The 23,768-nt window shown below is 72.1% G+C and carries 25 protein-coding genes; 21 read left to right on the top strand and 4 right to left on the bottom strand.

Annotated elements, in window-relative coordinates:
- The first annotated feature begins 91 nt into the window (after positions 1 to 91).
- Positions 92 to 946 carry a shikimate dehydrogenase gene (locus ACVGV2_RS14190; RefSeq protein WP_459162845.1) on the top strand — a complete coding sequence of 285 codons (855 nt, stop codon included), beginning with the start codon at positions 92 to 94 and terminating at the stop codon, positions 944 to 946.
- 52 nt (positions 947 to 998) lie between these two features.
- Here the strand turns inward: ACVGV2_RS14190 and ACVGV2_RS14185 are convergent, their stop codons facing one another.
- Together ACVGV2_RS14185 and ACVGV2_RS14180 are read right to left on the bottom strand one after the other, a co-directional pair.
- Entirely contained in the window at positions 999 to 1,271 is a 273-nt protein-coding gene (locus tag ACVGV2_RS14185) for an HPr family phosphocarrier protein (RefSeq protein WP_459162844.1), read from the bottom strand.
- A 38-nt stretch (positions 1,272 to 1,309) separates the two neighbouring features.
- A complete protein-coding gene (locus ACVGV2_RS14180) occupies positions 1,310 to 2,650 on the bottom strand; it encodes a PTS transporter subunit EIIC (RefSeq protein ID WP_459162843.1) in 1,341 nt (446 codons plus the stop codon).
- Between the two features lie 275 nt (positions 2,651 to 2,925).
- Between ACVGV2_RS14180 and ACVGV2_RS14175 the strand changes: the two genes are divergently transcribed.
- From ACVGV2_RS14175 to nusB, 11 genes are all read left to right on the top strand, one after another.
- Positions 2,926 to 3,162 carry a glucose PTS transporter subunit EIIB gene (locus ACVGV2_RS14175; protein ID WP_459162842.1) on the top strand — a complete coding sequence of 79 codons (237 nt, stop codon included), beginning with the start codon at positions 2,926 to 2,928 and terminating at the stop codon, positions 3,160 to 3,162.
- Entirely contained in the window at positions 3,159 to 3,611 is a 453-nt protein-coding gene (locus ACVGV2_RS14170; protein WP_459162841.1) for a PTS sugar transporter subunit IIA, read from the top strand. Before ACVGV2_RS14175 ends, ACVGV2_RS14170 begins: the two co-directional genes overlap by 4 nt.
- Before the next feature lie 84 nt (positions 3,612 to 3,695).
- Positions 3,696 to 4,376 carry a prepilin peptidase gene (locus tag ACVGV2_RS14165; protein ID WP_459162840.1) on the top strand — a complete coding sequence of 227 codons (681 nt, stop codon included), beginning with the start codon at positions 3,696 to 3,698 and terminating at the stop codon, positions 4,374 to 4,376.
- 102 nt (positions 4,377 to 4,478) lie between these two features.
- Positions 4,479 to 5,687 carry a chorismate synthase gene (gene aroC, locus ACVGV2_RS14160; RefSeq protein WP_459162839.1) on the top strand — a complete coding sequence of 403 codons (1,209 nt, stop codon included), beginning with the start codon at positions 4,479 to 4,481 and terminating at the stop codon, positions 5,685 to 5,687.
- A complete protein-coding gene (locus ACVGV2_RS14155) occupies positions 5,684 to 6,229 on the top strand; it encodes a shikimate kinase (protein ID WP_459162838.1) in 546 nt (181 codons plus the stop codon). The genes aroC and ACVGV2_RS14155 overlap by 4 nt, the downstream gene beginning before the upstream one ends.
- Entirely contained in the window at positions 6,226 to 7,338 is a 1,113-nt protein-coding gene (aroB, locus tag ACVGV2_RS14150; RefSeq protein ID WP_459162837.1) for a 3-dehydroquinate synthase, read from the top strand. The genes ACVGV2_RS14155 and aroB overlap by 4 nt, the downstream gene beginning before the upstream one ends.
- Positions 7,335 to 7,763 carry a type II 3-dehydroquinate dehydratase gene (aroQ, locus tag ACVGV2_RS14145; RefSeq protein WP_459162836.1) on the top strand — a complete coding sequence of 143 codons (429 nt, stop codon included), beginning with the start codon at positions 7,335 to 7,337 and terminating at the stop codon, positions 7,761 to 7,763. The genes aroB and aroQ overlap by 4 nt, the downstream gene beginning before the upstream one ends.
- Positions 7,764 to 8,053: 290 nt before the next feature.
- Complete coding sequence (locus ACVGV2_RS14140) at positions 8,054 to 8,857, top strand: polyamine aminopropyltransferase (RefSeq protein ID WP_459162835.1); 804 nt, start codon at positions 8,054 to 8,056, stop codon at positions 8,855 to 8,857.
- Between the two features lie 48 nt (positions 8,858 to 8,905).
- Positions 8,906 to 10,012: a M24 family metallopeptidase gene (locus ACVGV2_RS14135; RefSeq protein ID WP_459162834.1), complete on the top strand. Its 1,107-nt coding sequence runs from the start codon at positions 8,906 to 8,908 to the stop codon at positions 10,010 to 10,012.
- A gap of 81 nt (positions 10,013 to 10,093) precedes the next feature.
- Positions 10,094 to 10,660: an elongation factor P gene (gene efp, locus ACVGV2_RS14130; protein WP_459162833.1), complete on the top strand. Its 567-nt coding sequence runs from the start codon at positions 10,094 to 10,096 to the stop codon at positions 10,658 to 10,660.
- Between the two features lie 66 nt (positions 10,661 to 10,726).
- Entirely contained in the window at positions 10,727 to 11,320 is a 594-nt protein-coding gene (gene nusB, locus ACVGV2_RS14125; RefSeq protein WP_459162832.1) for a transcription antitermination factor NusB, read from the top strand.
- 263 nt (positions 11,321 to 11,583) lie between these two features.
- Here nusB and bldD read toward each other — a convergent pair whose 3' ends face one another.
- A complete protein-coding gene (gene bldD / locus ACVGV2_RS14120) occupies positions 11,584 to 12,072 on the bottom strand; it encodes a transcriptional regulator BldD (RefSeq protein WP_459162831.1) in 489 nt (162 codons plus the stop codon).
- Positions 12,073 to 12,361: 289 nt separating this feature from the next.
- Between bldD and pyrR the strand changes: the two genes are divergently transcribed.
- From pyrR to pyrF, 7 genes are read left to right on the top strand one after another with little or no spacing between them, the layout of a single operon-like run.
- Positions 12,362 to 12,949, top strand: a complete 588-nt coding sequence (pyrR, locus tag ACVGV2_RS14115; RefSeq protein ID WP_459162830.1) for a bifunctional pyr operon transcriptional regulator/uracil phosphoribosyltransferase PyrR — start codon at positions 12,362 to 12,364, stop codon at positions 12,947 to 12,949.
- Positions 12,949 to 13,881 (top strand): aspartate carbamoyltransferase catalytic subunit, encoded by a 933-nt coding sequence (locus ACVGV2_RS14110; protein ID WP_459162829.1) that lies wholly within the window; start codon positions 12,949 to 12,951, stop codon positions 13,879 to 13,881. Before pyrR ends, ACVGV2_RS14110 begins: the two co-directional genes overlap by 1 nt.
- Complete coding sequence (locus ACVGV2_RS14105; RefSeq protein ID WP_459162828.1) at positions 13,878 to 15,194, top strand: dihydroorotase; 1,317 nt, start codon at positions 13,878 to 13,880, stop codon at positions 15,192 to 15,194. The genes ACVGV2_RS14110 and ACVGV2_RS14105 overlap by 4 nt, the downstream gene beginning before the upstream one ends.
- Positions 15,194 to 15,778, top strand: a complete 585-nt coding sequence (locus tag ACVGV2_RS14100; RefSeq protein ID WP_459162827.1) for a PH-like domain-containing protein — start codon at positions 15,194 to 15,196, stop codon at positions 15,776 to 15,778. The genes ACVGV2_RS14105 and ACVGV2_RS14100 overlap by 1 nt, the downstream gene beginning before the upstream one ends.
- Positions 15,775 to 16,896: a glutamine-hydrolyzing carbamoyl-phosphate synthase small subunit gene (carA, locus tag ACVGV2_RS14095; protein WP_459162826.1), complete on the top strand. Its 1,122-nt coding sequence runs from the start codon at positions 15,775 to 15,777 to the stop codon at positions 16,894 to 16,896. Before ACVGV2_RS14100 ends, carA begins: the two co-directional genes overlap by 4 nt.
- A complete protein-coding gene (carB, locus tag ACVGV2_RS14090) occupies positions 16,896 to 20,249 on the top strand; it encodes a carbamoyl-phosphate synthase large subunit (protein ID WP_459162825.1) in 3,354 nt (1,117 codons plus the stop codon). Before carA ends, carB begins: the two co-directional genes overlap by 1 nt.
- Positions 20,246 to 21,097, top strand: coding sequence for an orotidine-5'-phosphate decarboxylase (gene pyrF, locus ACVGV2_RS14085; RefSeq protein WP_459162824.1), 852 nt, complete (start codon positions 20,246 to 20,248; stop codon positions 21,095 to 21,097). Before carB ends, pyrF begins: the two co-directional genes overlap by 4 nt.
- Before the next feature lie 106 nt (positions 21,098 to 21,203).
- On the opposite strand, the gene ACVGV2_RS14080 is transcribed toward pyrF, so the two are convergent.
- Positions 21,204 to 21,734 carry a hypothetical protein gene (locus ACVGV2_RS14080; protein WP_459162823.1) on the bottom strand — a complete coding sequence of 177 codons (531 nt, stop codon included), beginning with the start codon at positions 21,732 to 21,734 and terminating at the stop codon, positions 21,204 to 21,206.
- 873 nt (positions 21,735 to 22,607) lie between these two features.
- Between ACVGV2_RS14080 and mihF the strand changes: the two genes are divergently transcribed.
- A complete protein-coding gene (gene mihF / locus ACVGV2_RS14075) occupies positions 22,608 to 22,925 on the top strand; it encodes an integration host factor, actinobacterial type (RefSeq protein ID WP_459160032.1) in 318 nt (105 codons plus the stop codon).
- Positions 22,922 to 23,524, top strand: a complete 603-nt coding sequence (gene gmk, locus ACVGV2_RS14070) for a guanylate kinase (protein WP_459162822.1) — start codon at positions 22,922 to 22,924, stop codon at positions 23,522 to 23,524. Before mihF ends, gmk begins: the two co-directional genes overlap by 4 nt.
- The last annotated feature ends 244 nt before the right edge of the window (positions 23,525 to 23,768 follow it).

Genomic DNA, 23,768 nt, shown 5'->3' with positions numbered 1-23,768 from the left:
CGGTGAGCGGTGGACATTTCTCGAGAAACGTCGGGAACGTTTCTCGAGAAATGTCCACCCGGTCGAGGAACGAGGAGGGTGAACCGCGCACATGTCCGAGCGGAGCACCGCGCAAGCGCGGCGGGCCGGCGTGGTGGGCTCGCCGATCGCGCATTCGCTCTCGCCGGTGCTGCACACCGCGGCCTACCGCGAGCTCGGCCTGCTCGGCTGGTCCTACGACCGCCACGAGGTCACCGAGCAGGAACTTCCCGGCTTCGTCGCCGCGCTCGGTCCGGAGTGGACGGGGTTGTCGGTGACCATGCCCGGCAAGCACGCGGCTTTGCGGCTGGCGGACGTGCGCACCGAACGCGCGGCGGCGGTCGGCGCGGCCAACACCCTGGTGCGCAGGGCGGACGGTTGGTTGGCCGACTGCACGGACGTGGACGGCGTGGTGGGCGCGCTGGGCGCGGTACCGGGTGCTGAGCGCGGGCTGGTCCTCGGTGCCGGGGGAACGGCCGCGGCCGCGCTGGCCGCGTTCGCCGAACTGGGCATGAGCGAGAGCGTGCTCGCCGTGCGCGAACCGGCACGTGCGCGTTCGGCCGTCGCCACGGCCGAACGCCTCGGGTTGCGGGTGCGGGTGGAGCGGTTGGACACCGCAGCACTGTCCGAACTGGCCGGAGCCAGTGACGTGGTGGTGTCCGCACTGCCCGCGGGCGCCTGGGACGGCCTTGCGGCCGAGCACTCGGCGGTCGCGCCGCACGTGCTCGACGTGCTCTACGCCCCGTGGCCCACACCGCTGGCGCGTGCGGTCTCGGCGGCCGGCGGTCGCCTGGCCACCGGTCTGGACATGCTGCTGCACCAGGCTTTCGGGCAGGTGGAGTGGTTCACCGGTCTGCCCGCGCCGCGGGCGGCGATGCGGGCCGCTCTGGCCGAGGCCACGGGCGGGCAGGCGCTCGCCGAGCTTTGATCCGCGGCCGCCGCGGTGCGCGGCGGCCGCGGGAGGTGTCACTCGTCGGCTGTCACGCGCTGGTGTCCAGCTCGGACGCGACGAGCTCGGCCACGTGCTCCAGCGCGGTCTCCGCACCGTCGCCCTCGGCGGAGAGGACGACTTCGTCGCCGCCGGCGGCCCCCAGCGCCATGAGACCGAGGATGCTGCCGCATTCGACGGGTTCGGTGCCCTCCTTGCGGATCTTGATCGGCACCTGTTGCTGGGCGGCGGCCTTGGCCACCAGCGCTGCGGGCCGCGCGTGCAGCCCGACCTTGCTCGCCACCGTCACCTGTCGTTCGGCCAATGTCGCTCCGTTCCACCTGCCGATCGCACCGACCGGCGTCACTGCTGGTCGCGGGACGTGTCTCCCGCGGAATCGCCCCGTCCGCCGGCCCCGCCGGACGAGGCCCCACCGGACGAGGCCCCACCGGACGAGGCCCCACCGGACGGGGACCCGCCGGACGGGGCACCGCCGCCAGTATCCGCCTCGGAAGTGGATGTCTGCTCCGGCCCGTCCTCCTCCCGGCCCGGTGTGGGCAGGTTCCACTTCGCGATCACGAAGCGGAAGATCACGTAGTACAGCACGGCGTAGCCCAGTCCGATCGGGATGAGCCACAGCGACCGCGTGGACAGTCCGAAGTTGAGCACGTAGTCGATCGCGCCGGCGGAGAACCCGAAGCCGCTGTGGATGTCCAGCGCGTTCACCAGCGCCATCGAGCTGCCGGTGAGCACGGCGTGGATGAGCAGCAGCGGCCAGGCCACGAAGACGAAGGAGAACTCCAGCGGTTCGGTGACGCCGGTGAGGAACGCCGTCAGCGCGACCGAGACCATGATGCCGCCGACGACCGGGCGCTGTTCGGGCTTGGCCGAGTGCCAGATCGCCAGGGCAGCGGCCGGCAACGCGAACATGAAGATCGGGAAGAACCCGGTCATGAACGTGCCGGCGGTCGGGTCGCCCGCGAAGAAGCGGGAGATGTCGCCGTGTTGGCCCTGGTAGTCGCCGAACAGGAACCACACGACGTTGTTCGGGATGTGGTGCAGGCCCAGTGGCAGCAGCAGCCGGTTGACCACGCCGTAGATCCCGCCGCCGATGACCGCGTTGGCGGTGATCGCGTTGCTGAACGCGGTCAGCCCCGCGTCGAACAGCGGGTAGAGCACGCCGAGGATCGCGCCGATGACGAGCATGGCGCAGGCGGTGATGATCGGCACGAAGCGGCGGCCGCCGAAGAACGCGAGGTACTGGGGCAGTTTGATCCGGTAGAAGCGCTGCCACAGGAAGGCCGCGGTCAACCCGGCGACGATGCCGCCGAGCACGCCGTAGGGGCCCTCGTTGTAGACCGTGCCGTCCTCCTGACCGGTGATCTCCCACATGACCCCGGCCAGCACGACGTAGCCCACGGTCGCCGCCAGCGCGGTGGAGCCGTCGGACTTCCTGGCGAACCCGATGGCCACGCCGACGGCGAACAGCAGCGGCAGGTTGTCGAACAGCGCCCCGCCGCCGGCGCCGATGACACCGGCCACGGGCTGCAGCGGGCCGATGGCGCCGAGCAGGTCGTCCTGGCCGAGCCGTTGCAGCAGCGCCGCGGCGGGCAGCACGGCGATGGGCAGCATGAGGCTGCGTCCCAGGCGCTGCAGCAGTGCGAATCCGCTGCTGCCGCCGGACGCCTTCTCGGCGCTAGTCAAGGCTTCTCCTTCTCCACGCGGACCCGGTGGCCACCGGGCCCGCGTCGACACGCGTGTCCGAACGGAGTGTCTACGATGCCGGTGCGCGGAGCGCGGCGACTCGGCGCTCGGGCTGGCAGACGTTGGTACTGTCCGGTCTAAACCAGTAGCGAACGATGCGTGGTCGCCACAACGGGTGTCAAGAGGTGCGCTCCTTCGTTGCCGTATCGACACCGGGCGGCGCAGGATCATCGGCAGGACCGCGTCAGCGCGGTCCGGACGGAAGGGAGGCCGCGGTGGCCGAGGACAAGGCGACGGCGATCCTCACCGCGCTCGGCGGTGGGGACAACGTGGTGGAGATCGAACCGTGCATCACCCGCCTGCGCTGCGAGGTGCGCGACGGGGGCAAGGTCGACGAGGCGAGGCTCAAAGCGGCCGGCGCGCACGGTGTGATGCTGCAGGGCACGGCGGTGCAGGTCGTCGTGGGCCCGGAGGCGGACACGATCGCCGAGGACATCGAGGACCTGCGGTGAGCCTGGAAGTGGGCAGCCCGGTCGACGGCCTGGCGACCTCGCTCAGCGAGGTTCCGGACGCGGTGTTCTCCCAGGCCGTGGTGGGCCCGGGCGTGGCGGTGCGGCCGGCGGCGGGTGCGGCCGCCGCGGTCGCGCCGATCAGCGGCACGGTGGTGACGCTGCACCCGCACGCGTTCGTCATCGCCGCCTCCACCGGGGCGGCGGTGCTGGTGCACCTCGGCATCGACACGGTCAAGCTCGCCGGCGAGGGTTTCACCGTGCACGCGGCCAAGGGCGACAGCGTCGAAGCCGGCGACAGCGTGGTCACGTGGGACCCCTCCGCGGTGGAAGCGGCCGGGTACGCCTCGATCTGCCCCGTGGTGGTCCTCGAGGTCGGGCCGGAGGCGTTGAGCGAGCGGCGGGAGGACGGCGAAGTCGGCGCCGGCGACGTGCTGTTCGCCGTGGACTGACCGCACCGGGGGAACCCTCCCGACACGCGCCTGCGCGGTGCGCGGAGGCGCGGCCTGCGACGCACGTGCCCGCAGGCTGGGGCGGTGGACACGACGACGTTCGACTGCGGGAGCGCAGGTTCCGGTTGCGGCGTGGCGGGCGCGGTCGCGGTCGCCGCGGTGTGCGGCCTGCTCGGCGCTGCGGCGGGCCGTCTCGGCCGGTCCGTCCTGCTGCGGCTGTCCCGGGGCGTGCGCCCGCCGGCGGGGTGGTGCGAGCTCGGCACCGCTGCGCTGTGGGCGGTCGCCGCCGTGCGGTGGTTCCTGCCCGGGGTCTCGTGGTGGTGGCTGCCGGTCCCGCTGGTGCTGGCCTGGTTCGGCGTGCTGCTCGGCGTCTGCGACGTGCGGGCGTGCCGCCTGCCGGACGGGTTGACCCTGCCGCTGTACCCGGTGCTGGGGCTGCTGCTCGCCGCCGCCTCGTTCGGGGCCGGGCGACCACGTCTCGCGGCCACGGCCGCGGTCGGCTGCGTGCTGTGCGGCGGTGCCTACCTCCTCGTGCGCCTGGTGCTCGGCGACGCGCTCGGACCCGGGGACGTGAAGCTCGCCGGCGCGCTCGGCGCGGCCGTCGGCGGGGTCTCGCTGCAGGCCGTGGCCGGCATGGTGGTGGTCTCGGCGGTGCTCACCGCCCTGCTGGGGCGGTTGCTGCGGTGCCGTGATCAAGGCCGGGATGTGCCGCACGGCCCCGCGCTGCTCGCGCCCGCATGGCTGCTGACCGTCCTCGGCCCGTGACACCTCGCCGCCGCGGCGAGGTGTTCGCGGTGCGCTGTACCCGGCGGGTGCCGGCACCCCGGAGGCCTGCCCGTGCCTGCGCACGTGACAGGATGATGAGTTGTGCTGCGTTGGATGACTGCCGGAGAGTCGCACGGTCCCGGCCTGGTCGCGATGCTGGAAGGCATGGTGGCGGGCGTCGAGGTGACCACGGGCGAGATCGCGACCCAGCTGGAACGCCGGAAACTCGGTTTCGGGCGCAGCCCGCGCATGAACTTCGAGGCCGACGAACTCGAGGTTCTCGGCGGTTTGCGGCACGGTCGTACGCAGGGCGGCCCGTTCGCGATCCGCATCGGCAACAGCGAGTGGCCCAAGTGGGACAAGGTCATGGCCGCCGACCCGGTCGATCCCGCGGAACTGGAGTCGCTCGCCCGCAACGAGCCGCTGACCCGGCCGCGCCCGGGGCACGCCGATCTCGCCGGCATGCAGAAGTACGGCTTCACCGAGGCGCGGCCGGTGCTCGAACGCGCCAGCGCGCGGGAGACCGCGGCGCGCGTGGCCGTCGGCACGGTGGCGCGGGCGTTCCTGCAGCAGCTGTGCGGTGTGCAGATCGTCAGCCACGTGGTCAGCCTCGGCGACGTGGACGCGGAGCAGGAAACGCTGCCGACGGCGGCGGACCTCGAGGCGATCGACGACAACCCGGTGCGCGCCTTCGGCGATGCGGCCACCGAGCGCATGACCGCCGAGGTGGAAGCGGCCAAGCGCGACGGGGACACCCTCGGCGGTGTCGTCGAGGTCATCGCCCACGACGTGCCGCCGGGACTGGGCTCGCACGTGCACTGGGACCGCAAGCTGGACAGCAGGTTGGGCGCGGCGCTGATGAGCGTGCAGGCCATCAAGGGCGTGGAGATCGGCGCCGGTTTCGCGAACGCGCGGCGCCGCGGTTCGTCCGCGCACGACGAGATCCATCCCGCCTCGGGGGCGCGGTGGGTCACCCGCTCCAGCAACCGCGCCGGCGGTGTGGAAGGCGGCATCAGCAACGGGGAACCGCTCATCGTGCGCGCGGCGAAGAAACCGATCTCCAGCCTGCCGCGCCCGCTGGACACCGTGGACGTGTCCACCGGGCAGCCGGCGCACGCGATGCACCAGCGCTCCGACGTCACCGCCGTGCCGCGCGCCGCGGTCGTCGCCGAGACGATGGTCGCGCTCGTGCTCGCCGAGACCGCGCTGGAGAAGTTCGGCGGGGACGAGCTCTCCGAGACGCGGCGCAACATGCGCGGCTACCTCGATAGCCTGGCGGAACGCGCGCAGGAAAGGTCCGAACGCTCATGACACCGCGCGCGGTGGTGATCGGCCCGCCGGGAAGCGGCAAGACGACGGTGGGCCGCCTGCTCGCCGAGCACTGGGGCGTGCCCTTCCGGGACACCGACGAGGAGGTGCGCGCCTCCAGCGGCAGGGAGATCGCGGAGATCTTCACCGTCGACGGCGAGCCGGCCTTCCGCGAGATGGAGGAGAGCGCGGTGGCCACCGCGCTGACCTCCGACGGCGTGCTCGCCCTCGGCGGCGGTGCGGTGCTGTCCGACCGCACGCGGCGGCTGCTGACCGAGCACCCGGTCGTGTTCCTCGCGGTCGGCCTGCCCGAAGGAGCCCGGCGCACGGGCCTGTCCACGGCGCGGCCGCTGCTCTCGGGGGTGAACCCGCGGGCGACGTTCAAGGCCTTGCTGGATGCGCGGATGCCGTTGTACCGCGAGGTGGCGACGGTGGAGATCGAGACCGACGAGCTCGCACCGGTGGAGGTGGCGCGGCGCGTCGACGCCGCGCTGACCGGTGCTGACCCGTCGGCGGACCCCCGAATCGGAAAGGGGCGAGGATGACCGAGCCGGTGCGGATCAACGTCGCGACCCGGCAGCCGTACGAAGTGCTCATCGGGCGCGGCATGCTCGGTGATCTCATCGAGCAGGTGCGCGGGGCGTCCACGGTGGCGCTGGTGCACCAGCCGACGTTGACGACCACGGTGGAGAACGTTCGCGAGGAGATGGCCGAGGCGGGCGTGGACGCCCACCGGGTCGAGGTGCCGGACGCCGAGGAGGGCAAGAGCCTCGCCGTGGCGGGCTTCTGCTGGGAGGTGCTCGGCAAGATCGGCATGGACCGCGACGGCGTGGTCGTCGCCTTCGGTGGTGGCGCTGTTACCGACATGGCCGGTTTCGTCGCCGGGACGTGGATGCGCGGGGTGCGTGTCGTGCACGTGCCCACGACCCTGCTCGGCGCGGTGGACGCGGCGGTCGGCGGCAAGACCGCGATCAACACCGAGGGCGGCAAGAACCTCGTCGGCCTGTTCCACGAGCCGAGTTCCGTGCTCGTCGATCTGGCCACATTGGAGGGTCTGCCGCAGAACGAGGTCATCGCCGGCATGGCCGAGGTGGTCAAGTGCGGTTTCATCGCTGATCCGGAGATCCTGGACATCATCGAGCGGGACCCCGCGGCCGCGCTCGACCCGGCGGGGCGGACGCTGGGTGAACTGGTGAGCCGGGCCATCCAGGTGAAGGCTTCGGTGGTGGCCGAGGACCTCACCGAGTCGCACTCGCGGGAGGTGCTCAACTACGGCCACACGCTGGCGCACGCCATCGAACGCCGCGAGCGCTACCGCTGGCGGCACGGTGCCGCGGTGTCGATCGGTCTCGTCTTCGCCGCGGAACTGGCCCGCATGGCCGGCAGGTTGGACGACGCGACGGCGGACCGGCACCGCAGCGTGCTCGACGCGCTGGGATTGCCGACGAAGTACTACGCCGGCGCGCTCAACGAGCTCATCGAGAACATGCAGTCGGACAAGAAGACCCGCTCGGGCATGCTGCGGTTCGTGGTGCTCGACGAGCTCGCCAAGCCCGGCCGGTTGGAGGGTCCCGACCCGTCGCTGCTGGCGGCCGCGTACTCCGCGGTGACCGGCGATGCGGAGCAGCGTCCGAGCACGGAGGTGTTCCTGTGAGGGTGCACGTGCTCAACGGGCCGAACCTGGGGCGGCTCGGTTCGCGGGAACCTTCGGTGTACGGCACGGCGAGCCACGCCGACCTCGTCGGGCTGTGCGAGCGCACCGGCGGTGAGCTCGGGGTGGACGTGCTGGTGCGGCAGACGGACCACGAAGGCGAGATGGTCGGTTGGCTGCACGAGGCGACCGACGAGCAGGCACCGGTGGTGCTCAACGCGGCCGCGTGGACGCACTACTCGGTCGCCGTGCGCGACGCGGCGGCACAGCTGCGGGCCGATCTCGTGGAACTGCACATCTCCAACGTGCACCGGCGGGAGACGTTCCGGCACACCAGCTACCTCTCCGACGTCGCCACCGCGGTGATCGCCGGGTTCGGGGTGGAGGGCTACCCGCTCGCGCTGCGCTGGTTGGCCGGCCGCGGCTGAGGCGAGCGCGGCGCCGCCGGCTGCTGCCCCCCCCCGGTGCCAGACCTCCGGTGCCAAACCCCCGGTGCCAAACCGCGGGGTCCCGGATTCGCGGGGTGCCGGATTCGCGGGGTGCCGGATTCGCGGGGTGCCGGATTCGCGGGGCCCGGACCCACGGGGGTTCCCGGACTCGAGGTGTCAGCTTCGCGGGTGTGGAAAACCCCGGCACGGCTGCTGTTGTGCCACCTCGTCCAGTGTGGGGAGTGCTTCGGGTGGGGGTCCGCTGACGCCAGCGCGCTACTCTGGGGTCGATGACCGGCGGTGAGGACCTCGCGCGCGCCACGAGCGAGCGCGGCGAGCTGCTGCTGCGCCGCCGTCCGGGCGACGGCGCAGTGGAGCTGCGGGTCAACGGCGTGTTCGTGATGGACACCGTGCACACCGAGTCCGAGCGGCTGCTCGCCGCGACGATGCTGGAATCCGCACCGCGGCGGCGGCTGCGCGTGCTCATCGGCGGTCTCGGCCTGGGGTTCACCGTGCGCGAGGTGCTCACCGACCCGCGGGTGCGGGCGGTGGAGGTCTACGAGATCGAAGACGACCTCGTTCGGTGGTTCCGCGAAGGGATCGTGCCCGGTGCGGACGGGATCCTCGCCGACCCGCGGGTGCACCTCCACGTCACGGACGTGGGCGACGCAGCAGACGTGGGCGAGGCTGCGGAGGTGAACGGGGCAGCAGACGTGGACGAGGCTGCGGACGTGGACGGGGCCGCGGGCGCGGCCCGGGCGGCTCGCACTGCCGGCGGCGCCTACGACGCGGTGCTGCTCGACGTGGACAACGGTCCGGGCCAGCTGGTGCACACCGCGAACACCGCGTTGTACGAGGCCTCGAGGCTGCGGGCTTGGCGCGCCGCGCTGCGCCGCGGCGGTCTGTTCGCCGTCTGGTCGGCCGAGTCCGCACCCGAGCTGCTCGCGGGTCTGCGGGCGGCGTTCGGCAACGGCTGCGAACGGGAGGTCCCCGTGGTGCTCGGCACGCACCGCACGGCCTACTACCTGCTCGCGGCTCGGGCCGGTGCGGCGGAAGCACCGGCGAGCGCGCAGCACCGCGAGCACCGCACATGAGGACGATCCGGACTTCGCCGGCACCGCGGGGCCCGCTAGGCTGCCGGCATGCCTGATATGCACGCCCGCCGCCGGCAGCGCCTGCGCGCTTCGCTGCGCGCGGAGGACCTCGACGCGCTGCTGGTGACGAACCTGCTCAACGTCCGCTACCTCACCGGCTTCACCGGGTCCAACGCCGCGCTGCTCGTGCACGTCGCCGACGAGGGTTCCGAGCGGGGCACGGTGCTGTGCACGGACGGGCGCTATCGGGACCAGGCCGCCCGGCAAGTTCCGGAGCTGGCGCACGTGATCGCCCGGTCCAGCGCTGTCGCCCTGGCCGAGCACGCGCGCGAGCGGGCCGGGGCGCACCGGCGCGTCGGGTTCGACAGCCGGCACGTCACCGTGGACGAGCGTGACGCGCTGGCCGAGGCCGCTGCAACGGTGTTGCTGGAGCGCGCTCCCGGGCTGGTGGAGGAGCTGCGCGCGGTCAAGGACGAGGAGGAGGTCGAGGCCCTGCGCACCGCCTGCGCCGCAGCGGACCGGGCCCTGGCGGAGCTGCTCGAGCACGGCGGGCTGCGCCCCGGGCGGACCGAGCGCGAGGTGGCCCGCGAGCTGGAGGAGCGCATGCGCGACCAGGGCGCGTCCGGTCCTGCGTTCGACACGATCGTCGCTGCCGGGGCGCATTCGGCGATCCCGCACCACAGCCCCACGGATGCGCAGCTGGCCCGCGGTGATTTCGTGAAGATGGACTTCGGTGCGCTCGTGGACGGGTACCACTCGGACATGACCCGCACGGTCGTGCTCGGCGCGCCCGCGGACTGGCAGCGCGAGCTGTACGAGCTCGTCGCGCGCGCCCAGGCGACGGGCCGGCGCGCACTCGGCGACGGCGTCCCCGCCCGGGAGGTGGACGCGGCGGCGCGCTCGGTCATCGCCGAAGCCGGTTGCGGCGAGCAGTTCCTGCACGGTTTGGGGCACGGCGTGGGGCTGGAGGTTCACGAGGCACCGGCGCTGTCCGCACGAGGGGACGGTAAAATTGCGGCAGGAATGGCGGTCACCGTCGAGCCGGGGGTGTACCTGACGGGGCGGGGCGGGGTCCGCATCGAGGACACGCTGATCGTGCGTCCCAGTACGCCGGAGCTCCTGACGCTGACGACCAAGGAGCTCCTCGCCGTCTGATCGCGGTGTGCCAGATCGCGCGAGTTCGCCAATCGCGCACCGAGGAAACCTGTCCCAGTCATCTACAGGAGAGACTTCCACGTGGCGACGACAAACGACCTGAAGAACGGAATGGTGCTGAATCTCGACGGCCAGCTGTGGTCGGTCGTGAGCTTCCAGCACGTCAAGCCCGGCAAGGGTGCCGCGTTCGTGCGGACCACGCTGAAGAACGTGCTTTCCGGCAAGACCCTGGACAAGACGTTCAACGCCGGCGTCAAGGTCGACACCGCCAACGTCGACCGGCGTGTGATGACGTACCTGTACTTCGACGGCAACGACTACGTGTTCATGGAGCCGGAGACCTACGACCAGGTCTCGGTCGGGCCGAACGTGGTCGGCGGCATGGCCGGCTACATGCTCGAGAACAGCAGCGTGGTCGTGGCCCGGCACAACGACGAGCCGCTGTACATCGAGCTGCCCGCCGCGGTCGAGCTGCAGGTCACCGAGACCGCTCCGGGCGTGCAGGGCGACCGTTCGACCGGCGGCACGAAGTCGGCCACGTTGCAGACGGGTGCGGAGGTCTCCGTCCCGCTGTTCATCAATGAAGGCGACACGCTGAGGGTCGACCCGCGCGACGGTCGCTACCTCAGCCGTGTGAGCACCAAGTGAGCGTCCGCGCCGACGTATTCGCGTCCGTGGCGCGGCGACCAGGTACGGCCGGAAAGAGGGTGTGAGGTGGGTTCCCGGAGCAAGGCCCGGAAACGCGCGGTTGATCTGCTCTACGAAGCGGACCAGCGCGAGATGGACCCGGTGACGCTGCTGGCCGACCGCATCGGGGCGACCGAGGTCACGCCGATCCAGGAGTACACGCAACGACTCGTCGAAGGCGTCTCCGAACACCGCGAGCGCATCGACGAACTGCTCAACCAGCACGCCGAGGGCTGGACGCTCGACCGGATGCCGGCGGTGGACCGCTCGGTGCTGCGGCTCGGCGTGGGCGAACTGCTCTACGGCGAGGACGTCCCGGGTCCCGTCGTCATCGACGAGGCCGTGGAGATCGTCAAAGCACTGTCGACGGACGACTCGCCGCGCTTCATCAACGGCGTCCTCGGGCGGCTCGCGAAACTCGCGCCGCGGCTGCGCCAGGAGGAGCAGGACCGCCGGGAGGAGCAGGACCGCCTGGAGGGGCAGGCCCGTGCGACCGAGCCGCAGCGGCAGGACTCCCCGTCGGAGCAGGCGCACGGCGCGGAGACGGAGGAGGAGCCGTCCGAGCAGGCGCAGCGGGCCCCCTCGGCCGAGTCGCGGGGGTCTGACGCGGCCGACGGGTGAGGTGATCGTCCGCAGGAACGGCACGAACGCGGCGGTGGGCCGGACCTTTCACGGGTCCGGCCCGCCGCCGCGTTTCGCAGGTACCGGCCGTCCGCGGTGCCGGCCCGTCGAGATGCCGGCCGTCCGATCAGGCGCGGAGCGGGAGCGCCCGAGGGGAGCACCGAGCTCGGCCGGGCGGCGCACCGCTGCCGCGCGGGCGCGTTCCCGGCATCGCACCGGTGGCGTTTCCCACCGTGGCGGTTCTCACGCGGCGCGCGGCGAGATCAGTCCTCGCGGGCGGGCCGCGCCTCCGGTGGCAGCACTCCCCAGTCGATGAGCTGTTCGGTGAGCTCACCCGGGGTCATGTCGTAGATGATGGCCAGTGAACGCAGGTCCTCGGTGCGGATGGACAGCACCTTGCCGTTGTAGTCCCCGCGCTGGCTCTGGATCGTGGCCGCGTAGCGGGCCAGCGGTCCGACCTTGTCGGCGGGCAGCTGCTGCAACCGCTCGAGGTTGATCACGACCTTCGTCGCCGGCTCGGCGCCCGAGGGCACGCGGCCCTCCGGGAGCAGTTCCGCGACCGGGACGCCGTAGAAGTCGGCCAGCTCGGCCAGCTTCTGAACGGTCACCGCTCGGTCGCCGCGCTCGTAGGACCCGACGACCACGGCCTTCCACCGCCCGCCCGATTTCTGCTCAACACCGTGCAGCGACAGTCCCTGCTGCTGGCGGATCGCGCGGAGCTTGCTGCCCAGCGCTTTGGCGTAGTCGCCCATGTGGCGTTTCTCCGTTCCCATTCGCCCCGTCAGTCGACACTGATCACCGAGGAGGAAAGCTCAAATCAATACGGAGAGTAATGTTCGCTCGTGAGCGTCACCAGGTCAAGTTGGTCTTCCTCGACTGCGAAGCGAGGACCACCACACCACCCGGACGTTTGACCTCCCGATGCTGATAGCGTACATGCCAGCCCGACGGGCAGCGCCACCACCCGATACCGCTGCTGAGGGGCGATCGCACACCATCCTTTAAGGACCCGTCCGGTGAGGCGGGGAAGGAGGTCACACCGTGGCGTCACGCCAACAGGCGGGCGCGACGGACCCGGCCGAGCAGCGGGAGCTGCTGGCGGCTGGTGACGTTGCGCGCACGATCGCCAGGATCGCGCACCAGATCATCGAGAAGACCGCGCTGGATTCCGACAACAGCGACGTCGTCCTGCTCGGCATCCCCACCCGCGGCACCCCGCTCGCGCACCGGCTCGCCGAACGCATCGCCGAGTTCAGCGGCGTGCAGGTGCCCGCCGGTGCGCTCGACATCACGCTCTACCGCGACGACCTGCGGCGCAGGCCGAACCGCCCGCTCGAACCGAGCACCGTGCCCGCCCGCGGGGTCGACGACGCGCTCGTCGTGCTCGTCGACGACGTGCTGTACTCCGGCCGGACCGTCCGCGCCGCGCTCGACGCCCTGCGCGACCAGGGGCGCCCGCGCGTGGTGCAGCTGGCCGTGCTCGTCGACCGCGGGCACCGCGAGTTCCCCATCCGTGCCGACTACGTCGGCAAGAACCTGCCCACCGCCCGGCACGAGGACGTCGCCGTCCGCCTGGCCGAGGTGGACGAGGCGGACTCGGTGCTGCTGCGGCGGGGTGAGAAGCGGTGATGCGCCACCTGCTGTCCACCGAGAACCTGGACGCCGACGCGGCGACCGCCGTGCTGGACACCGCCGACAGCCTCAAGCGAACCCTGCTGGGGCGCGAGGTCCGCAAGCTGCCCACGCTGCGCGGGCGGACCGTGATCACGATGTTCTACGAGAACTCGACGCGCACCCGGGTCTCCTTCGAGCTCGCCGGGAAGTGGATGAGCGCCGACGTGGTCAACGTCTCCGCCGGCGGCTCCTCGGTCGGCAAGGGCGAGTCGCTGCGGGACACCGCGCTGACCCTGTCGGCGACCGGCGCCGACTGCGTCATCGCCCGGCACCCGGCCTCCGGGGCCGCGCAGCGGCTGGCCGAGTGGCTCGACGAGACCAGCACCCAGATCGTCAACGCCGGCGACGGCATGCACGAGCACCCCACGCAGGCCCTGCTGGACGCCGCGACCCTGCGCGAACGGCTCGGCGGGCTCGCCGGCCGGCGCGTGGCCATCGTCGGTGACCTGCTGCACAGCCGCGTGGCCCGGTCCAACGTGCACCTGCTGCGCACGCTCGGTGCCGACGTGGTGCTCGTCGCACCGCCCACGCTCGTGCCCGCCGGCGTGGAATCCTGGGGAGCACCGATCGTGCACGAGTTCGACCCCGAGCTGCCGCAGCTGGACGCGGTGATGGTGCTGCGGGTGCAGGCCGAGCGCATGCACGGCGGCTTCTTCCCGTCCGAGCGCGAGTTCTCGCTGGCCTACGGGATGAACGCGGCCCGCCTGGCGAGGCTGCCGGAGCACGCCGTCGTGCTGCACCCCGGTCCGATGCTGCGCGGCATGGAGATCGCACCGGTGGTGGCGGACTCGCCGCGCGCCGCCGTGACCGAGCAGGTCCGCAACGGAGTGCACGTGCGCATGGCGGTGCTCTACCACCTGCTGGCCGGAGAGGAGGCCACCGCATGACCCGGGTGCTGCTCAGCGGGGTCCGGCCCTACGGCGCCGGCGAACCGCAGGACGTGCTCGTCGACGACGGCGTGATCGCCGAGATCGCGCCGGAGAGCTCCGCCACCGCCGACGAACGGATCGACGCCGCGGGCGCGGTGCTGCTGCCCGGTTTCGTGGACCTGCACACGCACCTGCGCGAACCCGGCCGGGAGGACGCCGAGACGGTGGACAGCGGCGCCGCCGCGGCCGCCCTGGGCGGCTACACCGCGGTGTTCGCCATGGCCAACACCGACCCGGTGGCGGACAACGCGGTCGTCGTCGAGCACGTCTCGCGACGCGGCCGCGAAGTCGGCCTGGTCGACGTGTACCCGGTCGGCGCGGTCACGCACGGACTGGCGGGGGAGAAGCTCGCCGAACTGGGCGGGATGGCCGGCTCGGCCGCCGGGGTGCGCGTGTTCTCCGACGACGGCCGCTGCGTGCACGACCCGCTGATCATGCGCCGCGCGCTGGAGTACACCCGCGCCTTCGGCGGGGTGATCGCCCAGCACGCCGAGGAGCCGCGGCTGGCCTCGGGTGCGCAGGCGCACGAGGGCGCCAACGCCGCCCGGCTGGGCCTGGCGGGCTGGCCCGCACCGGCCGAGGAGTCCATCGTCGCCCGCGACTGCCTGCTGGCCGGGCACACCGGCGGCAAGCTGCACGTGTGCCACGTCTCCACCGCCGGTGCGGTCGAGTTGCTGCGCTGGTGGAAGTCGCAGGACCGGGCGGGGCGCGCCACCGCCGAGGTGACTCCGCACCACCTGCTGCTGACCGACGAGCGGCTGGCCACGTTCGACCCGGTGAACAAGGTGAACCCGCCGCTGCGCGAGGACCGCGACGTCACGGCCCTGCAGCAGGCGCTCGCCGACGGCACCGTCGACTGCGTGGCCACCGACCACGCGCCGCACGCCGAGCAGGACAAGGACAGCGAGTGGTCCGCGGCCCGCCCCGGCATGCTCGGCCTGCAGACCGCGCTCGGCGTGGTGCTGCGGACGATGCACCGCCCCGGGCTGCTCGACTGGCGCGGCGTGGCCCGCGTGCTCAGCGAACGCCCGGCGGAGATCGCTGGCCTGCCCGACCAGGGCCGGCCGATCGCGGTCGGCGAACCGGCGAACCTGACCCTCGTCGACCCGGACGCCGAGTGGACGGTGCGGGGCGCCGAACTGGCCAGCACGGCGGCGAACACGCCCTACGCGGGGCTCACGCTGCCGGGGCGCGTGCTGGCCACCGTGCTGCGCGGCCAGGTCACCGCGCACGAAGGCCGCGTCGTCGCGCAGAACGGTGGGAGGGGCTGATGAGTCGCGCGCTGTGGGTGCTGGCGCTGACCGCGCTGGCGGTGTTGTGCGTGTACGGGATGCGCCGGGGGTGGCGGAACCGGGCGCGCCGACAGGCGGCGTTGCCGGAGCTGCCGCAGCCGCCGGCGGAGCTCGGCGGGGAATTGGTGGCCGCGCTGAGCGGGTTGTACGTGGGAACGGTCCGCGCCGGGGACTGGCAGGACCGCATCGCCGCGTCCGGCCTCGGATCCCGCGCCTCGGCGACCGCGCGGCTTTACGCGGCCGGGATGTTGATCGAGCGCGAGGGCGCGGACGACGTGTGGATCCCCGCGGAAGCGATCGCGCGCGCCCGGGTGGACCACAAGCTGGCGAACAAGGTGGTGCCGCGGATCGGCCTGGTCGTGGTGACCTGGCGGCTCGGCGAGCACGAACTCGACACGGGTGTGCGCGGCACCGACCAGGAGGAGCACCGGCGGTGGGCCGAGGCGGTCGAGACCTTCGCCCACCCGGTGCAGCAGCGGGACGAGCAGACGGACGAGCAGATGGGCGAGCAGACGGCGAACGGGCGGGCGGACGGCCCGCGGCAGAGAGGTGAGGGAGCATGACCGCGCAGGCGCCGGCCGCGCTGGTACTCGAGGACGGTCGGATCTTCCGTGGGCAGGCCTACGGCGCGGTGGGCGGCGCCCTCGGCGAAGTGGTGTTCACCACCGGGATGACCGGCTACCAGGAAACGCTGACCGACCCCTCCTACCACCGGCAGATCGTGGTGCAGACCGCCCCGCAGATCGGCAACACCGGTTGGAACGACGAGGACGACGAATCGCAGCGCATCTGGGTCGCGGGCTACGCCGTGCGCGACCCCGCGCGGCGCCCGTCGAACTGGCGCAGCGCCCGCTCGCTGGAGGACGAGCTCGCACGCCAGGGCGTGGTCGGCATCGCCGGCATCGACACGCGCACCCTGACGCGCCACGTGCGCGAGTTCGGCGCGATGCGCGGCGGCGTGTTCTCCGGCGCGGAGCTCGGCTCGGACGAGGAGATGCTGCGGCGGGTGACCGGCAGCGCCGGCATGGTCGGCGCCGACCTGGCCGGTGACGTCACCACCGCCGAGCCCTACGTCGTGCCCGCCCGGGGCGCGACCCGCTTCCGCGTGGCGGCACTGGACCTGGGGATCAAGTCGAACACGCCGCGGATGATGGCCGAGCGCGGCATCGAGGTGCACGTGCTGCCCGCGGCGGCGACGCTGGACGAGGTGCTGGCAACCGGCGCCGACGGGGTGTTCCTGTCCAACGGCCCGGGCGATCCGGCGACCACCGACGGCCAGGTCGAGCTGGCGCGGCAGGCCGTCGACCGCCGGCTGCCGCTGTTCGGGATCTGCTTCGGCAACCAGATCCTCGGCCGCGCGCTGGGCCGCGGCACGTACAAGCTGCCGTACGGGCACCGGGGCATCAACATCCCGGTGATCGACAACCACACGGGCAAGGTCGCCATCACCGCGCAGAACCACGGCTTCGCCGTGGAAGGCGAGCCGGGCGAGGTCTTCGACAGCGACCTGGGCCGCGCGATGGTCAGCCACCACTGCGCCAACGACGGCGCGGTCGAGGGGCTGCGGATGCTCGACCGGCCCGCGTTCAGCGTGCAGTACCACCCCGAAGCGGCCGCCGGTCCGCACGACGCCGCCCCCCTGTTCGACGAGTTCGTGACGTTGATGAGTGAGGCCCGCTGATGTCGAAGAGGACGGATATCGAGCACGTGCTGGTCATCGGGTCGGGCCCGATCGTGATCGGTCAGGCGTGCGAGTTCGACTACTCCGGCACGCAGGCGTGCCGGGTGCTGCGCGCCGAGGGGATGCGGGTCTCGCTGGTGAACTCGAACCCCGCGACGATCATGACCGACCCGGAGTTCGCCGATGCCACCTACATCGAGCCGATCACCCCGGAGTCGGTGGAGAAGGTCATCGCCAGCGAGAAGGCGGCGGGGCGGCCGATCGACTGCCTGCTGGCCACCCTCGGCGGCCAGACGGCGCTGAACACGGCGATGCAGCTGCACGAGCGGGGAGTGCTCGACTCCTACGGCGTCGAGCTCATCGGCGCGGACGTGGAGGCGATCCAGCGCGGTGAGGACCGCCAGCGGTTCAAGGACATCGTGCGCTCCATCGGCGGCGGCGTGCCGGAGAGCGCGGTGTGCCGGTCGATGGAGGAAGTGCGCGCCTTCGTCGACAAGCACGACCTGCCGGTGGTCATCCGGCCCAGTTTCACCATGGGCGGCCTCGGTTCGGGCATGGCGCACACCCACGAGGAGCTCGAGCGGATGGCCTCGTTCGGGCTGTCCGAGTCCCCGGTGCACGAGGTGCTCATCGAGGAGAGCGTGCTCGGGTGGAAGGAGTACGAGCTCGAGCTGATGCGCGACCACGCCGACAACGTGGTCGTGGTGTGCTCCATCGAGAACGTCGACGCGATGGGCGTGCACACGGGCGACTCGGTCACCGTGGCGCCGTCGATGACGCTGACCGACCGCGAGTACCAGAACATGCGCGACGTGGGCATGGCGGTGCTGCGCGAGGTCGGGGTGGACACCGGCGGGTGCAACATCCAGTTCGCCATCCACCCGCGCACCGGGCGCATGGTCGTCATCGAGATGAACCCGCGGGTGTCGCGCTCCTCGGCGCTGGCGTCGAAGGCCACGGGCTTCCCGATCGCCAAGATCGCCGCCGAGCTCGCCGTCGGCTACTCGTTGGACGAGATCAGCAACGACATCACCGGCGAAACGCCCGCCAGTTTCGAACCGACGCTGGACTACGTGGTGGTCAAGGTGCCGCGGTTCGCCTTCGAGAAGTTCCCCGGGGCGGACACCGAACTGACCACGACGATGAAGAGCGTCGGCGAGGCCATGGCCGTCGGCCGCAGCTTCTCCGAGTCCATGGGCAAGGCGCTGCGGTCGATGGAGACCAAGGCCGCCGGCTTCTGGACCACCCCGGACCCCTCCGGCAGCACGCTCGAGTCCACGCTGGACCAGCTGCGCACGCCGCACGACGGCCGGCTGTACACGGTGGAGCGCGCGCTGCGGCTGGGCGCGGACGTGGAGGCCGTGCACCACGCCTCCGGCATCGACCCGTGGTTCGTCGACCAGATCGCCGCGTGGGTCGAGCTGCGCGGCGAGATCGTCGAGGCCCCCGTGCTGGAGGCAGAGCTGCTGCGGCGGGCCAAGCGCGCCGGGCTGTCGGACCGCCAGATCGCCGCGCTGCGGCCCGAGCTCGCCGGCGAGGACGGGGTGCGCGCGCTGCGCCACCGGCTCGGCATCCGCCCGGTGTACAAGACCGTGGACACCTGCGCGGCCGAGTTCGCCGCCCGCACGCCGTACCACTACTCGGCCTACGAGTCCGATCCGGCCGCGGAGTCGGAGGTCGTCGAGCAGCGCGAACGGCCCAAGGTGATCATCCTCGGCTCCGGTCCGAACCGGATCGGGCAGGGCATCGAGTTCGACTACTCCTGCGTGCACGCCGCCATGGCGCTGCGCGAGTCCCCGGACAACTCGGGCCGCGGGTACGAGACGGTCATGGTCAACTGCAACCCGGAGACCGTCTCCACCGACTACGACACGGCCGACCGGCTCTACTTCGAACCGCTGACCTTCGAGGACGTGCTCGAGGTGGTGCACGCCGAGCAGGCCTCCGGCACGGTCGTCGGCGTCATCGTCCAGCTCGGCGGGCAGACCCCGCTGGGGCTGTCCGAACGGCTCGCCGCGGCCGGGGTGCCGGTCGTGGGCACCCAGCCGGAGGCGATCAACCTGGCCGAGGACCGGGGCGCGTTCGGCGACGTGCTGGGCGGCGCGGGCCTGCCCGCGCCGAAGTACGGCACCGCCACCAGCTACGAAGGCGCCAGGCGCATCGCCGACGAGATCGGCTACCCCGTGCTGGTGCGCCCGTCCTACGTGCTCGGCGGACGCGGCATGGAGATCGTCTACGACGAGCACTCGCTGTCCGACTACATCTCGCGCGCGGCCGAGGTCAGCCCCGAGTACCCGGTGCTGGTCGACCGGTTCCTCGACGACGCCATCGAGATCGACGTGGACGCGCTCTGCGACGGCACCGACGTCTACCTCGGCGGCGTGATGGAGCACATCGAGGAGGCCGGTGTGCACTCCGGTGACTCGGCCTGCGCGCTGCCGCCGATCACGTTGGGGCGGCAGGACGTCGAGAAGGTGCGGGCCTCCACGGAGGCGCTGGCCCGCGGCATCGGGGTGCACGGGCTGCTGAACGTGCAGTACGCGCTCAAGGACGACATGCTGTTCGTCCTCGAGGCCAACCCGCGCGCCTCCCGCACCGTGCCGTTCGTGTCCAAGGCCACGGGGGCGTCGCTGGCCAAGGCGGCCTCCCGCATCATGCTCGGCGCCAAGATCGCCGACCTGCGCGCCGAGGGCATCCTGCCGCCGGTCGGCGACGGGGCGGACGCTCCGGTGGACGCGCCGGTGGCGGTCAAGGAGGCCGTGCTGCCGTTCCACCGCTTCCGCACCCGCGAGGGCTACGGGGTGGACTCGCTGCTCGGGCCGGAGATGAAGTCCACCGGCGAGGTCATGGGGCTGGACGTGTCCTTCGGCGAGGCCTTCGCCAAGTCGCAGACCGGCGCCTACGGTTCGCTGCCCGCTTCGGGCAGGGCGTTCGTGTCCGTGGCGAACAAGGACAAGCGCGCGCTGATCTTCCCGGTGAAGCGGCTGGCCGACCTGGGCTTCGAGATCCTGGCCACGCGCGGTACCGCCGAAGTGCTGTGGCGCAACGGGATCTCCGCCGCGGTCGTGCCCAAGCACACCGAAGCCGGTGCGGACCAGCGCGACATCGTCGCGCTGGTCAAGGCCGGGGAGATCGACCTGATCATCAACACCCCGTACGGCAACCCGGGGCCGCGCGTCGACGGTTACGAGATCCGCACGGCGGCGGTCTCCCGCGACGTGCCGTGCGTGACCACGGTCCAGGGCGCTTCGGCCGCGGTGCAGGGCATCGAGGCCGGGATCAGTGGCACGATCGGCGTGCGGACGGTGCAGGACTTGCAGTCGACGCTGCGGCAGGGTGGTGAGCACCGGTGACAGCAGCTGGCGTGCGGGCCGGTTTCGGACAGCGGCTGACCGAGGCGGTCAGCTCGCGGGGGCCGTTGTGCGTCGGGATCGACCCGCACCCGTCCCTGCTGCACGCCTGGGACCTGGAGGAAACGCCCGCGGGGGTCGAACGCTTCGCCATGACCGCCCTGGAGGCGGTGGGCGAGGAGGTCGCGGTGCTCAAACCCCAGGCCGCGTTCTTCGAGGGCCACGGTTCGGCGGGCATGGCGGTGCTCGAGCGAGTCGTCGCCGCCGCCAAGGACGCGGGTGCGCTGGTGCTGCTGGACGTCAAGCGCGGCGACATCGGCTCCACCATGGCCGCCTACGCCAAGGCCTACCTGGAGGAGGGCGCCCCGCTGGCGGCCGACGCGGTGACCGCGTCGCCCTACCTGGGCTTCGGTTCGCTGGCGCCGGCCCTCGGCATCGCCGAGCAGACCGGGCGGGGCGTGTTCGTGCTGGCCCGCACGTCGAACCCGGAGGGTGCGACGTTGCAGCGGGCGCAGCAGGAGTCCGGACGCGGGGTGGCGCAGTCGATCGTGGACGCCGCGGCGGAGGTCAACGCCGAGGCGCGTCCGATGGGGCACGTCGGGGTGGTCGTCGGGGCGACGAACCGCTCCTCGGAGTTGGACCTGTCCCACCTCAACGGGCCGATCCTGGCTCCGGGCCTCGGCGCCCAGGGCGGCACGGCGCAGAGCCTGCGGGCCGTGTTCGGGGCGGCGCTGCCGCGGGTGCTCCCGGTGGCGGCGCGGGAAGTGCTCCGGTACGGGCCCGATCCGCAGAAGCTGCGCACCGCTGCGGGACGGCTCAACGACGAACTCGCCGGAGTGCTGTCCCGGTAGCCGGTACCCCGCTGCCCGGTCCGCCGGGTGAACGTTTCGCGCGAAATGCACGAACACCTGGTCAGGTGGGGTGCGGTTGGCAGGTGGAGCGGCTGGAGCTGTCGGGTCACCGCACGCTGGTGGTGCGCATGCGGCGCACACCCTGCACGAGCACGACCACCAGCAGCAGGCTGGACGTCGCGCTCAGCGCGAGCAGCACGCGCTGCGCGGTGTCGTCGTAGCGCTCCGGTGGCAGGTAGGTCGTCGGAGCGGTGCAGCGGATGTCGGCCCCGCCGTCGAACCACGCGTAGTCCGTGCGCTGCGGAGCCGGGTTGTGCAGGCTGAACGAGTTCGGTGCCGTACCGGCGCGCAGGCTGCGCGGCATGCCCCGGTCGGGCGCGATGTGGCAGTGCACCGGTGGTTCGCGGTCGCTCACCAGTCCGAAGGGCTCTCCGTGGCGGAGCTCCACCCGGGCGGTGTGCGTGATCGCGATGCTGTTGCTGCCGAGCAGGTGCGATGCGATCGCGCCTTCCGTGGAGACGAGGAACACCACGAACGTCGCCATCCAGCTCAGCAGGCACAGCAGGACCCAACGTGCGAGTCGCGGTGTCCTTCTGGTCATCCGCGACATATCGGAACGTGTGGGCTGGGAGGTCACGATCAATTCCTATCAAACACGACCCGGAAGCGGTCCGGGATCACCGGAATGGCTCCGCGTTCGGTGCGGGCCGACCGCTCTCGCGGGTTCGTCCGGAAATCTGTGCCGAGAATGCTGACGCGAGCCGCCTGGCGGCTCCCGTTCGTGGATAGTAGCAGGCGCACTGCGGTGGGTGGGCGAGTTGCCGCGCCGTGCCCAGCAGAAACCCGAATCGTCCGGTTCGTGGCGTGGCGTGCGCGATCGCAGGTGCGGTGCCGGTCGCGGTTCGGTGCGCGACGTGCGCGGCGAGCACCGGATTTCCGGCGTGCTGAATTGTCGGTTTTCCGGAAAAACCGTTCCGGGTGGAATTGTCGGTGCGGCGCGGAAACGATTCGTCGGCGTTTCGCGGTCCCGGCGCCGGCGAGCGCGGTTTTGTCCGTTCGCGCCGGGAGCTGGTCAGCGATTCCCCCGGTGCCGGGCGTCGCCGATGGGGGCTCGCGCCGGCGGGCGGCCGCGGTCGCCGGGCAGGAACGATTCATCCCCGGTTCGAGGGACGCGCCGGTGCGAGGTCTTGCTCACGTTGCGCTCCTGCGTATGCTGTGTCCGCCTGACCTGCGAGTACGCCGGTGCGCACGCCGAACCTCGTGCGCACTGCGCGAAAATGGGACACAACGGAAGAGTTCTGCTGAGGGTTGGTGCACTTCAGCGGCTTCGTTGGTAGTACTTGCAGCGGCCGTGGCGCCCGTGCAAGCCGTGCACGGGTGGCTGTCACGGGGCGTGCGGCGGTTTGGTTGAATCGCGCCGGACAGACCGGGACCCCCGGTGGGGCCCGGCTGCGCGGGGTCGATACCGTCGCCGCACCGATCAAGAAAACCCCACATCACGGAGGACATGGTGGCCCTTCCCCAGCTGACCGAGGAGCAGCGGGCCGCAGCGCTGGAAAAGGCGGCTGCCGCCCGTCGCGCCCGAGCTGAGCTCAAGGAGCGCCTCAAGCGAGGCGGAACCAGCCTGGCAGAGGTCCTGGACACCGCGGACAACGACGAGGTCCTGGGCAAGATGAAGGTCTCCGCGCTGCTCGAAGCCCTTCCCGGCGTGGGCAAGGTCCGCGCGCAGCAGATCATGGAGCGGTTGGAGATCGCCAACAGCCGTCGGCTCCGGGGGCTGGGTGAGCGGCAGCGCAAGGCCCTGCTCGCCGAGTTCACCGGCGAGTGAGCGACGCGGAAGCCGGCGCTGAGCCGAGGCGCGCCCATCCGGGCGGGCCTCGGCTCACCGTCGTCTCCGGCCCTTCCGGCGTCGGCAAGTCCAGCGTGCTCGAGGAGCTGCGCGCGAATGCGCCCGGGGTGTACTTCAGCGTCTCCGCGACGACCCGCCCGCAACGGGAGGGCGAGCAGGAGGGCGTGCACTACCACTTCGTGGACACCGCGGAGTTCGAGCGCATGATCGCTTCCGGCGAGATGCTGGAGTACGCCCGCTACGCCGGCAACCTGTACGGGACGCCGCGCAAGCCCGTCGAGGCCGCGCTGGCCGCGGGGCATCCCGCCGTGCTGGAGATCGAGCTGCAAGGGGCCCGGCAGGTCCGGCAGGCGATGCCGGAAGCCCAGCTGGTCATGCTGCTGCCGCCGTCGTGGGACGAGCTGGTGCAGCGGCTCTCCGGCCGCGGCACCGAGGACCCCGAGGTGGTCGAACGTCGGCTGGCGACCGCGCGGGCGGAACTGGCGGCCCGGTCGGAGTTCGACGCCAGCGTCGTCAACACCGAGCTGCGTTCCGCGACGCGGGAATTGCTAAGCTTGATAGGCGGCCCCGGTCGGTGAAGCCCCGCCGGGAGCCCGCGAGTTCCCGGCGGGCCGGCCGGTACCCGCGGACGGTCCTCCGCCCGGTCCCCGGCGGCGCGGTCACGGGCCGGCGCAGTCGCTGGCAGTCATCGTAGTTGCGACCACTGGTCGTTGCGGCCGGGTGGATACTGGCCGCGGGAGTCGCACCGCGGTAGTCACCGGGGTAGTAACCGGGGCCTATTCCGGCGCCACCGCCGCGCGGCACCGTCCGGTGCCGCTGTCC

Source organism: Bounagaea algeriensis (assembly GCF_054491375.1).
The sequence above is the reverse complement of the archived record's forward strand: the minus strand, read 5'-3'. Positions and strand labels throughout refer to the sequence as shown.

Excerpts from the sequence above, each read along its gene's own strand:
- ACVGV2_RS14140 (WP_459162835.1), top strand. The coding sequence starts at position 8,054 with ATGACCGGCGGTGAGGACCTCGCGCGCGCCACGAGCGAGCGCGGCGAG.
- ACVGV2_RS14190 (WP_459162845.1), top strand. The coding sequence starts at position 92 with ATGTCCGAGCGGAGCACCGCGCAAGCGCGGCGGGCCGGCGTGGTGGGC.
- bldD (WP_459162831.1), bottom strand. The coding sequence starts at position 12,072 with ATGGGCGACTACGCCAAAGCGCTGGGCAGCAAGCTCCGCGCGATCCGC.
- ACVGV2_RS14105 (WP_459162828.1), top strand. The coding sequence starts at position 13,878 with ATGACCCGGGTGCTGCTCAGCGGGGTCCGGCCCTACGGCGCCGGCGAA.
- ACVGV2_RS14100 (WP_459162827.1), top strand. The coding sequence starts at position 15,194 with ATGAGTCGCGCGCTGTGGGTGCTGGCGCTGACCGCGCTGGCGGTGTTG.
- ACVGV2_RS14135 (WP_459162834.1), top strand. The coding sequence starts at position 8,906 with ATGCCTGATATGCACGCCCGCCGCCGGCAGCGCCTGCGCGCTTCGCTG.
- ACVGV2_RS14110 (WP_459162829.1), top strand. The coding sequence starts at position 12,949 with ATGCGCCACCTGCTGTCCACCGAGAACCTGGACGCCGACGCGGCGACC.
- ACVGV2_RS14155 (WP_459162838.1), top strand. The coding sequence starts at position 5,684 with ATGACACCGCGCGCGGTGGTGATCGGCCCGCCGGGAAGCGGCAAGACG.
- aroB (WP_459162837.1), top strand. The coding sequence starts at position 6,226 with ATGACCGAGCCGGTGCGGATCAACGTCGCGACCCGGCAGCCGTACGAA.
- carB (WP_459162825.1), top strand. The coding sequence starts at position 16,896 with ATGTCGAAGAGGACGGATATCGAGCACGTGCTGGTCATCGGGTCGGGC.
- carA (WP_459162826.1), top strand. The coding sequence starts at position 15,775 with ATGACCGCGCAGGCGCCGGCCGCGCTGGTACTCGAGGACGGTCGGATC.